Origin of the sequence: Prevotella sp. tf2-5 (assembly GCF_900115435.1) — a bacterium.
GTDB lineage: Bacteria > Bacteroidota > Bacteroidia > Bacteroidales > Bacteroidaceae > Prevotella.
Genome location: NZ_FOWK01000001.1, coordinates 303376 through 319773, shown reverse-complemented (window position 1 = coordinate 319773; position 16398 = coordinate 303376). Strand labels below are relative to the sequence as shown.

General features: G+C 47.7%; 12 protein-coding genes and 1 pseudogene. 5 read left to right on the top strand and 8 right to left on the bottom strand.

Translation table 11 applies throughout. From position 1 onward, the window contains the following. Positions 1-333: 333 nt before the first annotated feature. The 5 genes from BM257_RS01305 to BM257_RS01285 are packed head-to-tail and all read left to right on the top strand — an operon-like array spanning position 334 to position 7123. Positions 334-1818 (top strand): DUF6057 family protein, encoded by a 1485-nt coding sequence (locus tag BM257_RS01305; RefSeq protein WP_092067444.1) that lies wholly within the window; start codon positions 334-336, stop codon positions 1816-1818. Continuing rightward, positions 1815-3284 carry a TolB family protein gene (locus BM257_RS01300; protein ID WP_092067442.1) on the top strand — a complete coding sequence of 490 codons (1470 nt, stop codon included), beginning with the start codon at positions 1815-1817 and terminating at the stop codon, positions 3282-3284. The genes BM257_RS01305 and BM257_RS01300 overlap by 4 nt, the downstream gene beginning before the upstream one ends. Positions 3285-3289: 5 nt before the next feature. Further along, on the top strand, positions 3290-3934 hold the full coding sequence (locus BM257_RS01295) for a DUF4369 domain-containing protein (protein WP_092067440.1): 645 nt from the start codon (positions 3290-3292) through the stop codon (positions 3932-3934). Beyond that, entirely contained in the window at positions 3918-5654 is a 1737-nt protein-coding gene (locus tag BM257_RS01290) for a DUF6057 family protein (protein ID WP_092067438.1), read from the top strand. The genes BM257_RS01295 and BM257_RS01290 overlap by 17 nt, the downstream gene beginning before the upstream one ends. Further along, complete coding sequence (locus tag BM257_RS01285) at positions 5651-7123, top strand: TolB family protein (RefSeq protein ID WP_143096698.1); 1473 nt, start codon at positions 5651-5653, stop codon at positions 7121-7123. The genes BM257_RS01290 and BM257_RS01285 overlap by 4 nt, the downstream gene beginning before the upstream one ends. Positions 7124-7138: 15 nt before the next feature. Here BM257_RS01285 and BM257_RS01280 read toward each other — a convergent pair whose 3' ends face one another. The 8 genes and pseudogenes from BM257_RS01280 to BM257_RS01245 form a co-directional block, all read right to left on the bottom strand. After that, positions 7139-8563 carry a TolB family protein gene (locus tag BM257_RS01280; RefSeq protein WP_092067436.1) on the bottom strand — a complete coding sequence of 475 codons (1425 nt, stop codon included), beginning with the start codon at positions 8561-8563 and terminating at the stop codon, positions 7139-7141. Further along, positions 8560-10038: a DUF6057 family protein gene (locus tag BM257_RS01275; protein WP_143096697.1), complete on the bottom strand. Its 1479-nt coding sequence runs from the start codon at positions 10036-10038 to the stop codon at positions 8560-8562. The genes BM257_RS01280 and BM257_RS01275 overlap by 4 nt, the downstream gene beginning before the upstream one ends. 25 nt (positions 10039-10063) lie before the next feature. Further along, positions 10064-11101 (bottom strand): threonine aldolase family protein, encoded by a 1038-nt coding sequence (locus BM257_RS01270; protein ID WP_092067433.1) that lies wholly within the window; start codon positions 11099-11101, stop codon positions 10064-10066. Between the two features lie 27 nt (positions 11102-11128). Further along, positions 11129-12091 (bottom strand): Rossmann-fold NAD(P)-binding domain-containing protein, encoded by a 963-nt coding sequence (locus BM257_RS01265; RefSeq protein ID WP_092067431.1) that lies wholly within the window; start codon positions 12089-12091, stop codon positions 11129-11131. A 35-nt stretch (positions 12092-12126) separates the two neighbouring features. Continuing rightward, positions 12127-13374 (bottom strand): glutamate-5-semialdehyde dehydrogenase, encoded by a 1248-nt coding sequence (locus tag BM257_RS01260; protein ID WP_092067429.1) that lies wholly within the window; start codon positions 13372-13374, stop codon positions 12127-12129. A 14-nt stretch (positions 13375-13388) separates the two neighbouring features. Next, positions 13389-14147, bottom strand: a pseudogene (gene proB / locus BM257_RS01255) (glutamate 5-kinase); the annotation flags it as partial. Beyond that, positions 14144-15823 carry an AMP-binding protein gene (locus BM257_RS01250; protein WP_092067425.1) on the bottom strand — a complete coding sequence of 560 codons (1680 nt, stop codon included), beginning with the start codon at positions 15821-15823 and terminating at the stop codon, positions 14144-14146. The gene BM257_RS01250 and the pseudogene proB, both read right to left, overlap by 4 nt. 10 nt (positions 15824-15833) lie before the next feature. Beyond that, complete coding sequence (locus BM257_RS01245) at positions 15834-16391, bottom strand: helix-turn-helix domain-containing protein (RefSeq protein WP_092067423.1); 558 nt, start codon at positions 16389-16391, stop codon at positions 15834-15836. Between the last annotated feature and the right edge of the window lie 7 nt (positions 16392-16398).

Genomic DNA, 16398 nt, shown 5'->3' with positions numbered 1-16398 from the left:
TTGTTACCTTGCAAAACTATTTGGTTTTCAAGAAATTACAGGTGACAAGGGCGAAAAATCGTTGCCGCTAGTTGCCGCTAAAGCCAGAAGCAGGTGGCACCTTCGAGCTTGTTCCACCCTATGGAACATTTAGTTCCACCCTATGGAACGTTTTGTTCCATGCCATGGAACACTTTGTTCCCCCCTATGGAACGATGCGTCTCATTCGTTGGGAGGATGCGTTCTATCCGTTGGGACGATGCGTCTCAAACTATGGCACAACTTTTGAGACGGTTTTGTTTTTGTTCAAATAATTTGGTGGGGTCGAAAAGTGTTAGTACCTTTGCAAAGAATATGGCTATACTACTAACGAGATACTGGAAATGGGGGCTCACGATACTGATGGGTATCGGAGTGTTCCTGTTTTGGAGCTTAGGCTATCCTCATGCGTTATCGTATCAGGAGCAGTACCAGTTGTTCTTATGGACGACAGACTATTTCTGGGAGCGTTTGAGTATAGCAGGCGGCTTCGCCGACTGGTTAGGAGAGTTCATCGTACAGTTTTATTACTATCCCTGGATCGGTGCAGTGTTGCTTGCCATTCTTTTTGTCGTGATGCAGCGTTTGGCGGCGTGTTTATTACCCTCACGCTGGTATTTGCTGAGTTTCATGCCACCTATACTCCTGTGGTGGCTGATGGGTGATGTCAATGTTCTGTTGTCCCTTCCCGTGGCAGTGACCCTTGCGTTGGCACTCGCCTGTGTTCCGTTAAGGGGCAGGCTCCAATGGGTCGATGTCGTGTTGATTCCTGTAGCATGGTGGCTGACAGGACCCGTCCTGTGGCTGTATGTCATAGCACGACTGTTGCAGCGAGGATGGCGGAATCTTTGGACGGCAGGCTGGTTGGTGGCTGTTCAGGTGCTGGGTTATGCGTGGCTGTTGCCGCAGTGGCCGTTCCAGATGGTGATGACCGGACTGACCTACTATCGTGTCCCCATGCAGTATCCCCATCTTCATGGTTATGAAAGAGAAGTCTATGAGTTGATCTGGCAAGACTGTCAGATTCGTCACGAGCAATGGGACAAGATTATTAAACGAGCCGGACAGTATGAGGTCAAGACGACGTTCTGGTCGAACAGTGTGAATCTTGCCCTCTCGCAGAAGCGGTTGCTTGCCGATCGTATGTTTGATTTCTACCAGAGCGGTGATGATGCCCTTATTATGCCGATGAAGCGTGACATGACCAGTAACCTTCCCTCCGCAGAAACCTATTATCGCCTGGGGCTTATCAACTCGGCACAACGTTATATGTTTGATATCCAGGAGTCTATTTTAAATGGCAAGAAAAGCGGACGTTGTACCAAACGTATCATTGAGTGTATGTTGGTGAACGGACACTATAAGTCTGCCTTGAAATATATCGACTTGCTGGAGAAGAGCCTGTTCTATCGTGGTTGGGCAAAGGAGGTCCGACAGATAGTTACTGCTGACGCGAAGACCCGTGAGCAGCGGATCAATGCCCATCCGCAGCTAGGCAGACTTCGTCAGATCCGTTTCAAGGAGGATTTCTTGTATAGTCATTCTGAGAAGGACAAGATTTTCGGATTGTTGTTTATGAACAACCACGAGAACAAGATGGCACTCGATTATTTTATCGGAGAGATGTTGTTGCGAGGCAACGTACAAGGAGTCATGCAGTATATGCCATGGGCACAGCAGTATGGCGGCTATCGCATGATGCCGCTTGGTTATCAAGATGCCGTACAGTGTATCCAGAAGCGAGGTGACTTGCCTGGGTCGATGTATGGGGCATATGTAAAACGGATGATGCGGCGATGAGGAAGGTTTTATTGATAGGATTGATAGGTTTGTTAGGACTGGCAGGATGCCGACAGGAACCTGTAGATGCTGTTTTGGTGAAGCAGCAGCCAGCAATCTATCCTGACTATATAGGTGTGACAGTACCTGTGGATATCGCACCATTGAACTTCAATGTCATCGGGGAGGGTATCGACAGGGTCGATGCACAGGTGACTGGCAGCAAGGGTGGTTCTTTGCATGCTAACGGAGAATATGCCGATTTTGACATTGACGAGTGGCATGCGCTGACGGAGCAGAACAAGGGTGGCGAGTTGAAGGTCACCGTCTGTGTCCGTAAGGACAGCAAGTGGTTACAATACCAGGACTTCAAGATATATGTCAGTCCCTATGCCTTAGACGACTGGGGAGTGACCTACCGTCGTATCGCCCCGGGCTATGAGGTAGGAGGAAATATCGGCATGTACCAACGTGATATCCATACCTTCGAGGAGTATGCGATGCTGCAGGAGTCAGCGGTACCCAGCAGATGCATGAACTGTCATACGGCAAATCGAACGGACCCCTCCCGTCTGACCCTACAGATACGAGGAGAGGGTGGTGGTACGCTGGTGCAGATAGACGGCAAACAACGCTGGTATGATACCAAGACAGACTCGACAAAGGCAGCGGGCTCGTATGCCTATTGGCATCCGTCCGGCAAGTACTGTGCCTATGCCACCAATGCCGTCCATCAGGCTTTCTTTGTGGGAAAGGGACAACGTATCGAAGGATATCATAACTTCAGTAATGTCGTGCTGCTTGATGTCCGTAGTGATGAGCTGATCCTTGCCCCGGAGCTGATGACAGAGACAGACCTGGAGATCTTCCCAGCCTTCTCGCACGATGGTAAATACCTCTATTACAGTACCTCCAAGAGTTGTCAGGTTCCTGCAGAATTTATGAAGGTGAAGTGTAGTATCTGTCGTATCGACTTTGACGAGACTCAGGGACGATTCGGACATCAGGTAGATACCCTGTTGAACGGACCCAAAGACAATCGTAGCTATACCTTGGCACGTCCCTCCTACGACGGACGGTGGATGATGTATAATGTGACGAGCCGCAGTAACTTCCCCGTCTTCCAACCCGATGCCGACTTGTGGCTGATGGACTTGAAGACTGGTGAGTCACGTCCTCTGACGGAGGTGAACAGTAAGGATGTGGAGAGCTATCACAACTGGTCGAGTGACAGTCATTGGTTTGTGTTCGCCTCGAAACGGGAGAATGGGATGTTCGCCCAGCTCTTCTTCGCCTCGATAGATGACAAAGGACGGGTGACGAAGCCTTTCCTGTTGCCGCAACGTAACCCAAAGAAGTTCTATCAGGAGCTATTCGACTCGTATAATGTTCCTGATTTTACGAAGACGAAGGTTGATTTTGATGCCCGGGAGAGTCAGCGGCAGGTGTTCCGTAACGAGCGTATAAAAGTGAAGATAAAAGAATAATAGATATGAGAAAGTTTTTATTTTTGTGTATGGCTCTCGGAGCCATGATGTTTGTAGGATGCCAGAAAAGTAAGGTCTGCCAGATACATGGTACGGTAGTTGGTGAACAATATGAGGGCAAGCGTATCTTCTTGGTTCCCTTCAGTGGTCCTGCCACAGCCGAGACCGTTGACAGCATTGAGATCAAGGATGGTAAGTTCGAGTTTACTCCTGACTCCATGCAGATGTATAAGATCCTGCTGGACTATCATTACCGCTTCGGGACTCAGCCTCTGATAGTTGTCGCCGAGCCGGGAGAGATTAAGGTGACGATAGACACGATTAGCAGTGCGGTAGGTACGCCTCAGAATGATTCCTTGCAAGTTTGGAAGGAGCTGACAGAGAAGCACCAGCGCGAATATGGTGCCTTGATGCGGTTGGTGAATGCCAAGGTCAAGCAGAATGATACCATCGAGGCTGCCAAAGTCAAGGAGCAGGCGCAGAGGATACATGTCGCTTATAAGAACAGAACACGTGCTATGGCAGCCAATATGGAAGGAACGATTCTGGGAAGTTTCCTGAAAGGGATGTTCCCACGTACCTACCAGCGGAAGATGCCAGATGGTACAACCATAGAGATAGATGCTGATACCAATGAGCCTGTTAAGTAAATATTGGAAGATAGGGACGACACTGTTGTTCGGGGTAGTCGTCTTCTTATACTGGTGGCTTGTCTGTCCGGTGATGCTGTCGTATCAGGAACAGTATCAGATGTTTCTGATGGATGGTGACTATGTGTGGCAGTTGCTGTCTGTCCCTGATGGCTTTGCCCATTGTGTGGGGGAGTTTCTAACCCAGTTCTATGTCAACCATGCACTGGGTGCCCTGGTGCTTGCTGTCGTTTTTGTGATGATCCAGCGACTGGTATGGAGGTTGATGGCGGCAGTCAGTGAAACGGCAGGTGGACATTACGCCCTTAGTTTCATACCTGTCCTGTCCTTGTGGTTGATGCTGGGTGACGAGAGTGTGCTGTTGACATTCGCTATTGCCCTGATACTCGCCTTGGCGACGATGTGGGTATATGAAATGACAGGGAAACGGCTTCGTACATACCTCATTATAATATTAATACCAGTCCTTTACTGGCTTGCGGGACCTGTCGTACTGCTATTTGCCGCATGGGTCGTGATACGCCAGTTCCAGACCTCAAAATGGACAGGGTTGTTGACAGGTGCGCTTGCAGTCATTTATGCGTTAGCATGTATCTTGGCAAGTTCATGGCTCGTCCCTTATCCTCTGTTCCGTTTGTTCTATGGAATAGACTACTACCGCTTTGTGGAAGTCTATTACCTGATGTTGCTTATCACTATGGTATTGTGTGTGCTGATACCAGTCTCCCTTTATTGGGTACCCTCCTTTAAGAAAATACGATGGGTGGGCTTCGGTGAGGCAATCATTGTCATTGCCGCATTCCTTCTGCTACGCCCCTCCTTCTATGATACCCGAAAGTATGATGCGATGGAATATGACTATCTGGTCCGTTGTCAGGACTGGGATGCTATCATCGCCAAGGCAGACAAGAAGACTCCTGATCTGCCGATGACAGTATGCGCCACTAATCTCGCCCTGGGCATGAAGGGACAGTTAGGGGAACGTCTCTTTGACTATTACCAAAACGGGAGTCAGGGACTGGCTCCGTCATTTGAGCGTAATTTCTCTTCTACCATGCTGACAGGTGAGGTTTATTGGCATTTGGGATTGGTGAATACTGCTCAGCGGCTTGCCTTTGAGATGATGGAGGCGATACCGGATTATTCCAAGAGTTGTCGTGCCGTCAAGCGACTTGCTGAAACGAGTCTGGTGAATGGACAATACGCTGCGGCACGTAAGTATCTCCAGCTATTGGAGAAGACCCTTGCTTATAGACAATGGGCGCGTCGTACCCTTCCTTTGTTAGACAATGAGAAGGCGATTAACAAGCATCCTGTCTATGGGCGGATGCGACAGCTTCGTCTCAAGGATGATTTCCTGTTCGATGATCATGAATTGAGTAAGATCTTCGGTCAACTGGTGATGCATAACAAACAGAACGGTCTTGCCTTGCAATACCTGCTCGCCGCCCCGCTTCTTGACCGTGACATTAATACGTTTATGAATTATATGGTGTACGTCGACAATCTCCATTTGGGCTATTGCCCACGTAGCTGTCAGGAGGCTGTAGTCTTTGCTTTCGCACAACGCAACCAGCGTCCACCTCAAGGATATGTTAGTGAGATGGTGATGCGTCAATTTAACGATTTTGCCACTATCTATCAAAATGGGGGCAAGGACGCTCCACAGTTAGGACAATATAGAAATACAGCATGGTATTATTTTATGGGAACGAGATGAGGAAAGTTTTATTGATAGGATTGGTAGGCTTGTTAGGGCTGGCAGGGTGCCGGCAGGAACCTGCAGATGCTGTTTTGGTGAAGCAGCAGCCAGCAATCTATCCTGACTATATAGGGGTGACAGTACCTGTGGATATCGCACCATTGAACTTTAATGTCATCGGGGAGGGTATCGACAGGGTCGATGCACAGGTGACTGGTAGTAAGGGTGGTGAGCTGCATGCCAACGGAGAGTATGCCGATTTTGACATTGACGAGTGGCATGCGCTGACGGAGCAGAACAAGGGTGGCGAGTTGAAGGTCACCGTCTGTGTCCGTAAGGACGGCAAGTGGTTACAATATCAGGACTTCAAGATTTTTGTGAGTCCCTATGCTTTAGAGGAGTGGGGAGTGACCTACCGTCGTATCGCCCCGGGTTATGAGGTATATAGTCACATGGGACTCTACCAGCGTGACTTGTCCAATTTTGACGAGACGACGATTTTCGATAACCGTCGGGTGCCGGCTCAGTGTCTGAACTGCCATATGTCTAACCGAACCGATCCCGGCAGATTCGTGTTTCATGTCCGTGGAAAGCATGGTGCCACGATGATACAGACAGACGGAAAGCGTGAGTGGTTGAAGGCAAGCAACGACTTGTTAGGTGGCTCGATGGTGTATCCTTATTGGCACCCCAGCGGTCAGTATTGTGCGTTCTCTACCAACCAGACTCGTCAAGGATTCCATGTCGTGCAGAATGAGCGTATTGAGGTGAAAGACCTCTCCTCAGATGTGTTTGTCTATGTTCCTACTACCCATGAGATCCTGACGGACACGTTGTTGCAGACTAAGGATTGGATGGAGAACTCTCCAGTGTTCTCTCCTGACAGAAAGACGTTGTATTATATAACTAGTAAGCAACATAGTGACCAAACTCAATACAAAGACGAGAAATACAATCTCTGTAAGATTGCCTTTGACCCCGGGAAAGGAACATTTGGTGACCATGTGGATACCTTGTTTAACGCTGTGGCAATGGGGAAAAGTGTGACATGGCCGCGTCCTTCCTATGATGGCAAGTATATCCTTTTCACCTTAATAGACTATGGTTATTTCTCTATCTGGCATGAGGAGAGTGAACAGTGGTTGTTGGATTTGAAGACCGGGGATGCACGTCCTTTGAAAGAGATCAATAGTCCGAGGGCTGACAGCTACCATAACTGGAATGTCAATTCTCGTTGGATCGTATTTACCAGTCGGCGGGACGATGGGTTGTATTCACGTCTTTATTTTGCTTCTGTCGATGACAAAGGAAAGTTTACCAAGCCGTTCATGTTACCCCAGCGTCATCCGAAGAAATATTACGACGAGAGTGTCTACTCCTTTAACACGCCTGATTTCACTAAACGGAAGGTGGACTTTGATGACCGGGCTGCTGCCTCGGAGGTGATGAGTGACCGACGGGTAGAGACGAAAGTAAGACAACAATAAGATAAGAGGCAGGACTTAATGGAAGGGTTCTGCCTCTTGTCTTAGCAGGCGTTCCACATCAACGGCATCGAAGGGAATGTCGCCCTTGGAGAATTCTGGCGCATTGAATGATTTCAAGGTCTCGTCATAATATGCCGGGGACTCCTGTGGCAACACAAAGGGCTTGTGGGGTTTCCCGTTGTGGTCGATATAACAGAAATAGGGTTTTCCATAAAGACCATTGTCACGCTTGGAAGCGAATACCAGCCAGCGGGAGTTGCTGGACCAGGAATGGTAGGTGTCGCTGCGAGAACTATTGACCTTTTTCATCGTGTCTATTTGTCCTGTTTGTAAGTCCATCATCCGCAAATCAGACTCCTGATGCCAGATAGGGAATGTGCCGTAGTCGGCAACGGTATAGACCAGATACCTGCCGTCGGGAGAGATGCGAGGATGACATACAGACTTTTGGTTGAATAAAGTGTCTACTTGGCTGCCTATCGTCCCTGTCTTCTCATCGAATGGGATACGTACTAAGGCATATTGCAATTGTCTTAATTCCTGTGGCAGTGTCACATGCTTCGCAGTACAATAATAGATATATTTACCGTCGGGCGAGAAGGTCGGGAATGTCTCAAAGGTGAGACTGTCGCTCAGCAGTGGAGAGCGGATGATGCGGTTCTCTTGTAAGTCGGCGACATAAACATCTGATTTGGCATCATACACCTCCAAGCGTTTGCTTGCGTTACTATGAAAAGCGGGGATGATAATGTTGGTGGAAAAGGTGATGTATCGTCCTGTCGGAGAAAATCCATAATAAACAGAGCCGCTGATCATATCACTGGTCTTGATGGCAAGCTTGCGCAGCTTACCGTTTTGGTTGAGAATGGCTCCTCCATGTGGTCCACGGACATACATCATAGAGAGGTTAGGGTCTTGACCGCCTGTCACATGGCAGTTCATACACTGGTTGTTGGCGAGGTGATAGTCACAGAGTGCTTTCTCATTAAAGTTCTCTACGCAACGCTGCTTGATCTGCAGGTTGTTCCATATCTCATAGTCGGGCTCGATGAGACGGTAAGTGAGGTAGGGGTCCACTTTGTCCTTGACGACCAGCCAGTGGAAAGAGCGGTATTCCGTCCATTTACCGTTTTTCAAAGTGGTTATCGTAACTTTGATATCCTCATTCGTCTTTAATAACTCATGCCATTCGTCCTCGTCGAACACCACTTCATTTCCTTTGGCATTGATAGTGATAGTGCCAGCAGTCACTTGTATCGCCTCAATATCATCCCTGACGAGGAAGTTCAAAGGGGCGATATTGACAGGAATCGTCACATCCGTATAGTCAGGATAGATAGCAGGCAATGCCTCGCTCTTGGTGACATCCGATGGGGTCGGTGTGCAAGAGAGCAAAGTCTGTAAGATAATGATAGTGAGTAGGGCGTGTAGGTATCTCATATCTTGGGTGCCTTTCCTTTGTCGTAATAATACCAGTAAGTATCCTTGAACTGAATATTACCACGTTGTTGGTTATATTGTGTAAACCGTCTCATGACCGTCGGGTCTTTGATATACTGCTGCCATTGTTCTTGTGGAGCCTGTTCCGCGGCAAGCCAGATGCACAATGCCTCCTGGTAGAGTTTCCTTATACGGGGATGCTCTGTGCAATAACGGTCATAGTCACGCTTGAAACTTTTTACATCTTTCAGCAATAGTGTACTGCAAAGAATATAGTCAAGAGCCACCTCGTTCCTGGGATTGGAGTCAAGCAGTTGCATCATGATGACATGAGCATTGTCGGATATGCTGATGGTGTCCTGCTGATTCATACAGGCAGCCTTCTGTTGGTAGACTTTCAAAGTGGGAGCCTGTTTTGCCCAATTGCTCCATACGAAGGTGTGCTCAAGGATTCCTAAATACTTTTGGGTAGCAGCAAAATCTCCTTTGATGAGGCTGCACTCCGCCAGTCGTTTAATCATACGATTGTTACGGTTATCCGGAGAGAAGACACAAGCCATCATAGCAGCACGCTCACAGAAGGTCATATCACCGAGCGCATAGTATAACTCGTTCATGTTCTTGATGGTCAGAATCGGTGTGTCAGGACCTATTCGGTAGAATGTTCCTAACACGTTAGGCTGATAATGGAGAAGAACTGCTGGTAATTGTCCCTGTTGTGCCTTGACAAGATTATAGAAGAAAAGCATCTCTGGGGAGGGGCTGTCCTCCTCTTCCACTAATTTGACAACCTTGTTCCAGTTGCCAAAGTAATATTCATCATCCACCTGGAATAGTTTCTCCAAATACCAGTCTGGTGTTGTCAGCTTGCCAATGCCAGGATATGTGTAGAGCTTTTCCGTAGATAACAGGTAGGTGCTATTCAGGAAAAAGACGCTGACAAGTATGACGATACTGACGGGAACGGTCCATTTCCAATTCTTGATAGCGGAGAGTATGAGGTATAGCCATACGCCATAGCCAAACATCCAGTAGGTGAGGGGAGCGAGAAATACTACCCAGAAATTCTTTTTAGGGGTGCAGCAGAAAAGAAGGGCAGCACCTATTAGCGCATAGGTGGAACCTAACTTGAAATCATAGCGCAGATGACATATTGTTTCTAATGTCGTCAGGATAACAGCTATCCCCAATGCCCATCCTTTGCTTAAGCCACTCTGTCGTATAGCGGCATATAGTATTCCCATCAAGAAAAGAAGGGAGACCGTCAGAATCGTGCTTCCAGCATATAAGTAATAATAGAATTGGGTCAGGAAATCACCCACAATGCATGCTAGCCATGCGGGCTTCTCAAAGTAGGTACACAGATATTCATTCGTCCAAAGGAACAACTGGTTCTGTTCCTTGTAAAAGAAATGATAAGGGTAGTAATTTTGGAAGAATACGAAACACACGACAGCCCATAATAGAGCTGTCATTAACTGATAGTGTATAACGGACAGTTTACTGCGCATCATTCAAGATATTCTCCAAGGTATCCAGATCTTCTTTGGTTGTTGTCCAACTGGTTACGAAACGGCAGATGGTATGATGACCGGGTGCTTGTCCCCAATGTGTGAATACCATCACCTTTGATAACTTTTCCACCAAAGCATCAGGAAGGATGACAAACTGTTGGTTGGTAGGTGAGTCGATATAGAACTCTACCTCTTTCTTCTGGAAGATTCTCTTCATCTTCATCGCCATTTCAATAGCATGGCGGGCAAGGTCGAAATAGAGGTTGTCCGTAAAGAGAGCCTCAAACTGTAATCCGATGAGTGCGCCCTTGGCTATAACAGCACCATGCTGTTTCTGGATAGAGAAGAAATGTTTATGAGCTTGACGGTTTGTAAAGACCACAGCTTCTCCGCAGAGAGCTCCGATTTTTGTTCCTCCAATATAGAACACATCACAATGGCGGGCAAGGTAGGGCAGGGTGATGTCGTTTCCCTCTGCCATCAGTCCGTATCCCAGGCGGGCACCATCAATATAGAGAGGTATCTCATAATGTTGACATACCTGATAGATGTCATCCAATTCCTTGGCACTGTAGATGGTTCCCAACTCTGTGGGGAAGGTGATATAGACGAGTCCGGGGAAAACGGCATGCGCATTATTGCCATCATGCATGAAGTCGTCCAGGTATTTGTCAAGTACCTTCGGATTCATCTTCCCATGATCTCCAGGCAAGGTGATAATCTTGTGTTCCGTAAACTCCACGGCACCTGCCTCATGGACATTGATATGTCCGGTCTCCACACAGATGACACCCTCATATTGATAAAGCATAGAGTCGATGGTTGTGGCGTTGGTCTGGGTTCCTCCTGTCAGAAAGAAAATCTGTGCATCAGGCATCCCACATGCCTCACGGATACGGTCTTTTGCCCGATCACTGAATTCATCAAAACCATAGGGTGTCGGTCTTGCCTCATTATATTTAATCAGGTTGTCCAACACTTTTGGGTGTGCCCCGTTGTTATAGTCGCATTCAAAGGATATCATGACGATTCGTTGGTTTGCGTTTGCTGGTTATAAGGTTTCCAGCATTCTCTTGATCACTACTGAGCAACTGATCTCACGGTTTGCCGCCTCGGGAATCACGATACTGTTCGGACTCTCGATGACATCATCGGTTACGATAAGACCACGACGGACAGGGAGGCAGTGCATAAACTTACCGTTGTTGGTCCATGACATATGCTCAGTATCCACCGTCCATGACATGTCCTTGGAAGTGATTTTACCATAGTCAGCGGGATTTGTCACACCTGGATTACTCCAGTTCTTCGCATAAATAAAGTCGGCTCCCTCAAAAGCTTTCTTCTGGTCGTATTCCACACGCGCCTTCCCCACAAATCTGGGATCCAGTTCGTAGCCCTCTGGGTGGGTGATGACGAAATCGACATCTGCGGCATTCATCCACTGGGCGAAAGAGTTGGGGACTGCCTGTGGCAAGGCACGGCAATGGGGTGCCCAGCTCAGTACGACCTTGGGGCGCTTGACAGTTTTATATTCTTCAATTGTTATCAAGTCGGCAAAAGCCTGAAGGGGATGGACGGTCGCCGTCTCCATGGCAAAGACAGGCTTACCACTGTATTTAATAAACTGGTTCAGGACGGTCTCAGCATAGTCGTACTCACGGTCTGTCAGTCCTGCAAAGGAGCGTACCCCGATCATATCACAATAACAGCCCATTACGGGGATGGCCTCCAACAGATGCTCGCTCTTGTCACCATCCATAATGACACCTCGCTCTGTCTCCAGTTTCCATGCACCGGCATTCACGTCAAGCACGATGACGTTCATACCGAGATTCATGGCAGCCTTCTGTGTGGACAAACGGGTACGCAGGGAGTTATTGAAGAATATCATCATCAAGGTCTTGTTCTTACCTAAATGCTGATATTTAAAACGATCGTTCTTAATCTCTTGTGCCTCTGCGAGTGCTTTCTCCAGAGGACCAATGTCTTCTACGTTAATAAAGGTTTTCATATATTGTAGATATTTCGTTATTCCGATATTTCGAATCAGGGGCGTGTTTGTCCTTCGCCTTCGATTAACCATTTATAAGTGGTGATTTCCTCAAGTGCCATAGGACCACGAGGACCAAGTTTTTGAGTGGAGATACCAATCTCTGCACCCAGTCCGAACTGAGCACCATCTGTGAAGGATGTCGGAGCATTCCAATAGACACAGGCAGCATCTACCTGCTGCTGGAAAATCCTTGCGCTCTCTTCATTCTGCGTGATGATGGCTTCACTATGTCCCGAACCATATTGGTCGATATGCGCCAATGCTTCATCAAGAGAGGTAACGGTCTTAATAGCCATCTTATAGTCCATGAACTCCGTACCAAAAGAATCCTCGGTGGCAGGACGAAGCAAGATACTCGGATAGTGTCCTGTTAGTATCTGATAAGAAGGAGCATCAGCATAGAGCGTGACCTTATGGTCATGCAATGGTTTCATCAACTTCACCAGATCACCCAGTCGCTTCTCATGGATAATGAGACAGTCAAGGGCGTTACAGACACTGACACGACGGGTTTTCGCATTGCATACGATCGCTTTACCCATCTCTAAGTCGGCATCCTTGTCGAAATAGGTATTGACAACGCCTGCTCCTGTCTCGATGACGGGAATACGGGCAGTGTCACGGACAAAGTCAATCAGACGGCGACCGCCTCTCGGGATACAAAGGTCAATATATCCGACGGCATTCAACATCTCGCCAGTAGCCTCGTGGGTGGCGGGCAATAAGGTAACGACATCGGGGTTCACATCAAAACGTTCCAAGACCTCATGAATCAGTTCCACAGATGCCTGATTCGACAGGTCTGCATCGCTGCCCCCTTTCAATACACAGGCATTACCGCTTTTAAAACAAAGCGAGAACACGTCGTAGGTTACATTAGGGCGTGCCTCATAAATCATGCCGATCACTCCAAAGGGAACGGATACCCGACAAAGTCGCAAACCGTTTGGCAGTGTCTTTTTTTTCGTAACATGTCCTAAGGGACTAGGTAGTGAGGCGACATTGCGCATGTCGTCAGCAATATCATCGAGCCGTTTCTCTGTTAGTTGCAGACGGTCATAAAGGGGATTCTTGGGATCCATCTTCGCCAAGTCTTTCTCATTGGCAGCAAGGATACGTTCTTTGTAGTCCACGATTGCATCTGCAACAGCGAGAAGAATCTCGTTTCGTTGTGTGTCAGTGAGTCGTGCAAGTCCTTTACTTGCAGCTTTGACATTTTTAAAGGCTTCTGTCAGATTCATAGTTGTTTGGCTAAAAATTCAGTGTGTGGTATTTCTTGCGGATGTTGTACCAAGTCAATCAGGATATTGTCACGCTCGCCATTGGCAATAATGACACGGATACCATCTTGGGAAATCTTACATGCCGTCATATATTTGGAATGCATCCCCCCGCGTCCAAAAGCACTCTTCTCTGCTTGAATATACTGACTGAGATCTGTACCTGGCTCTACATTACGAATCAGTTGCGATGCTGGGTCATCGGGATGTCCGGTGTAAATACCATCAATATTGGAGAGCAGGACCAGTGTATCAGCATTCATCATACGTGCGATAAGTCCTGACAACTCGTCATTATCGGTAAACATCAACTCAGTGACACTGACAGTGTCATTCTCGTTGACAATAGGTAATACGTCATTCTCCAACATGACGGTCATACAGGCACGTTGGTTTTCGTACTGCTCACCAGGTTCGAAATTCTCCTTCATGGTGAGCACTTGTCCTACATGCATGTGATATTCCCTGAACAAGTCGTAATAAAGTCCAATGAGTTTCGCCTGTCCAAGCGCGGAGAAGAGTTGTCGCTGCTCTACAGAATCCATGTCATGGTCGACTTTCAGTTCTCCTCGCCCAGATGCCATTGCACCAGAGGAGACCAGTATCACCTCATAGTCTTGCTGACGCAGCCAGGCAATCTGGTCGACCAATGCCGACATACGGGTGACATCGAGTTTGCCATCAGGACGTGTCAGTACGTTGGAACCTACCTTCACTACGATACGCTGTCTCATTGCTTCTTGTCTTTATTACGAATCTCTACTCGGCGGATCTTACCACTAATCGTCTTTGGCAGCTCATCAACGAACTCGACGATACGAGGATATTTATAAGGAGCAGTCTCTTTCTTGACATGTTGCTGTAACTCTTTCACCAAGTCGTCACCAGCCTTGTCTTTCCATTCCTTGCCTAAGACGACGGTGGCTTTTACCACCATGCCACGGATGTCATCGGGGACACCTGTAATCGCACATTCTACCACAGCAGGATGTGTCATGAGAGCACTCTCTACCTCAAACGGGCCAATGCGGTAGCCACTTGATTTGATGACATCGTCAATACGTCCCTCAAACCAGTAGTAGCCGTCTTCGTCACGCCATGCCATATCACCTGTATGGTAGATGCCATCATGCCATGCTTCCTTTGTCAATTCCCGGTCACGGTAGTATTCCTTGAAGAGTCCGATAGGCTTTTGGTCACCTACCCGTACGACAATCTCTCCTTTTTCACCGTCCTCGCAAGGAGTACCATCGGCACGTAGAAGGTCAATATCATATTGTGCATTAGGAATACCCATACTTCCAGGTTTAGGCTTCATCCATGGGAAGGTTCCAAGTGTCATGGTTGTCTCTGTCTGTCCAAAACCTTCCATCATCTGAATACCTGTCTTCTCCTTGAATTTATCAAAGACAGCGGGATTCAGTGCCTCACCGGCAGTGGTACAATACTCCAATGAGGAGAGATCGTATTTCGACAAATCCTCACGAATCATGAAACGGTAGATAGTAGGAGGAGCACAGAAAGAGGTGACATGATATTTTTCAATCTGGCGGAGTAACGTGTCCGCGTTAAACTTCTCATGGTCAAAGACAAAGACGGTAGCACCAGCGAACCATTGCCCGTAAAACTTACCCCATACAGCCTTCCCCCATCCAGTGTCGGCAACGGTCAAATGTAGGGAACCTTCATGCAGATTATGCCAAAATACGCCCGTTGTCAGGTGCCCCATGGCATAGAGGTAGTCGTGGGCAACCATCTTAGGCTCACCACTGGTACCACTGGTGAAATACATCAGCATGGTGTCGTCATTGTCATTGACAAAGGTGGGCTTGACAAATTTCGGAGCCTGTTCGACCTCTTTCAGATAATCGTGCCAGGTGACAGTTCCTACAGTACCTATAGTGTCTATAGCTTCTCCTACTACTAGGACATTCTTTACTGTCGGACTCTCGGGGATAGCAAGCTTGATCTGTTCTGTGACGTATGTGTCATCTACACAGATAATCGCCTTGACAGAGGCACGGGTATTGCGATAGACAATATCATGCTTGGTCAACATGTGGGTGGCAGGGATGACGATAGCTCCTATCTTATGTAGGGCGAGCATAACGATCCACCATTCATAACGACGTTTCAGGATAAGCATTACGGGGTCGTTTTTGCCGATACCTAATGACTGCAGATAAGAGGCAGCCTGATCAGTCTGCTCCTTTAACTGAGCAAAGGTTGTACGAATCTCCTCACCTTGGTCATTGGTCCAAAGCAAGGCAAGTCCGTCGGGCTTTTCTTTTGCCCATTCGTCCATCACGTCATAGGCGAAGTTGAAGTTCTCTGGGATGATGAACTCCAAATGTTTGTTGTAATCCTCCACTGAGGAGAAGCTGGTCTGCTTCAAAAATCTTTCTATCATAGTCTTTGTGTTATTCTACTGTAAATGCGAGGAACTTCACCGCCTTGTTGCCAATGGCTAGCATGCCGTGGGGCTTGGTGGAGTCGAAATAGATGCTGTCGCCTTCCTCAAGGACAATGGTCTTTCCCCCGATATAGAGCTCCATCGCTCCTTCCAGGACCATGTTGAACTCTTGTCCGGAATGGGTGTTCTTATAAATGGTACGAGCACCGGGCTTGGGCTCTACAGTGACGATGAAGACATCAGCTTTGTGGCCAACAAAGCCACCTACGAGGCTCTGGTACTTGTACGCTTTGGTACGCTCAATGGACATCCCTTGTCCTTTGCGTGTCACGTAGTACGATGTCATGTGCGGTGACTCCGCAAAGATCAGCTCTTCCGTAGACACACCGTATTTACGTGCAATTTTCATCAAGTTGGAAATAGTGATATCCATCTCACCAGCCTCTATCTTCTCATACTTCTCTGTGGAGATACCAATGGTTTCTGCCATCTCACTGACGGGGATGTCAAGTACGTCACGTAGTCCACGTAGCCGTTCCCCAATTTGTCTTAGTTGCTCATCCATATCTCTA

Bases quoted from the DNA above. Each gene is read 5' to 3' on its own strand.
- BM257_RS01260 (WP_092067429.1), bottom strand. From the start codon at position 13,374: ATGAATCTGACAGAAGCCTTTAAAAATGTCAAAGCTGCAAGTAAAGGA.
- BM257_RS01270 (WP_092067433.1), bottom strand. From the start codon at position 11,101: ATGATATCCTTTGAATGCGACTATAACAACGGGGCACACCCAAAAGTG.
- BM257_RS01300 (WP_092067442.1), top strand. From the start codon at position 1,815: ATGAGGAAGGTTTTATTGATAGGATTGATAGGTTTGTTAGGACTGGCA.
- BM257_RS01290 (WP_092067438.1), top strand. From the start codon at position 3,918: ATGAGCCTGTTAAGTAAATATTGGAAGATAGGGACGACACTGTTGTTC.
- BM257_RS01305 (WP_092067444.1), top strand. From the start codon at position 334: ATGGCTATACTACTAACGAGATACTGGAAATGGGGGCTCACGATACTG.
- BM257_RS01250 (WP_092067425.1), bottom strand. From the start codon at position 15,823: ATGATAGAAAGATTTTTGAAGCAGACCAGCTTCTCCTCAGTGGAGGAT.
- BM257_RS01285 (WP_143096698.1), top strand. From the start codon at position 5,651: ATGAGGAAAGTTTTATTGATAGGATTGGTAGGCTTGTTAGGGCTGGCA.
- BM257_RS01265 (WP_092067431.1), bottom strand. From the start codon at position 12,091: ATGAAAACCTTTATTAACGTAGAAGACATTGGTCCTCTGGAGAAAGCA.
- BM257_RS01280 (WP_092067436.1), bottom strand. From the start codon at position 8,563: ATGAGATACCTACACGCCCTACTCACTATCATTATCTTACAGACTTTG.
- BM257_RS01245 (WP_092067423.1), bottom strand. From the start codon at position 16,391: ATGGATGAGCAACTAAGACAAATTGGGGAACGGCTACGTGGACTACGT.
- BM257_RS01295 (WP_092067440.1), top strand. From the start codon at position 3,290: ATGAGAAAGTTTTTATTTTTGTGTATGGCTCTCGGAGCCATGATGTTT.
- BM257_RS01275 (WP_143096697.1), bottom strand. From the start codon at position 10,038: ATGACAGCTCTATTATGGGCTGTCGTGTGTTTCGTATTCTTCCAAAAT.